Origin of the sequence: Mediterraneibacter sp. 210702-DFI.3.120 (genome assembly GCF_020561005.1) — a bacterium.
Classification (GTDB): domain Bacteria; phylum Bacillota; class Clostridia; order Lachnospirales; family Lachnospiraceae; genus Mediterraneibacter; species Mediterraneibacter faecis.
Map to the genome: position 1 here is coordinate 1 of NZ_JAJCNG010000070.1, position 719 is coordinate 719.

The following is a 719-nucleotide window of genomic DNA, read 5'->3' on the forward strand; positions in this document are numbered from 1 at the left end:
GCTTCCATCATGGGAATTACTTCTTTGCTTTCTTCTAATGTCATTCAACCACTCCCTCCACATCGACAATGCACCGGATACCTTACCAAAGGTTGCAATTACCTTTTGCAGCAGTGCATTTTGTTTTTTTATCATCTGGTTTTCCTCGACCTTCCATGAACCTTTCCTTATCTGCCCGGTGAGATATTTTTCCTCAATCTTCCTTGCATCTGCACCCTCATGAATCGTAGGGACTTTCAATTTGCCCTGTCTTTCATAAGAGCGGTGGTCAATCAGATTGTCTATGGATAAATGCCGGTTACACATCTTTGCCCATTCGCTTCGCCATAACTCACAATTCTTTGGATTGTTCCAGCCGGTAGCGTCAGTCAGAACCCTTTTCCATTGTTTTCTGTTTCTTGCCCCGACTTTCTGTACTCCGTTTTCATCAAGTACCGGAATACGGATTCCATGACGGTCTGGATTTTTCTTATCCTGCCACCAGTCCGGGTGGGATTCATCAACCACGATATTTCCGTCAGTATCTCTGACAAAATCCCAGTCCTTGACTTCCTTGCTGCCCCATGAGTGGTCTGGATTGAATGGTCGCATGGTTACAAGTAAATGCACATGTGGGTTCCCGTCGCCCTTATCGTGTATGCTCCAGTCGGCACACATTCCCTCGTCCACGAAAGTCTTTTGAATATATTCGGTTGTATAATCAATCTGTTCCTGTCTGC

The 719-nt window shown here is 45.2% G+C and carries 1 protein-coding gene; it reads right to left on the reverse strand.

Going from position 1 to position 719, the window contains the following annotated elements; genetic code table 11:
* On the reverse strand, positions 1-719 hold a 719-nt coding region (locus LI162_RS15225; protein ID WP_227156875.1), incomplete at both ends, for a MobA/MobL family protein.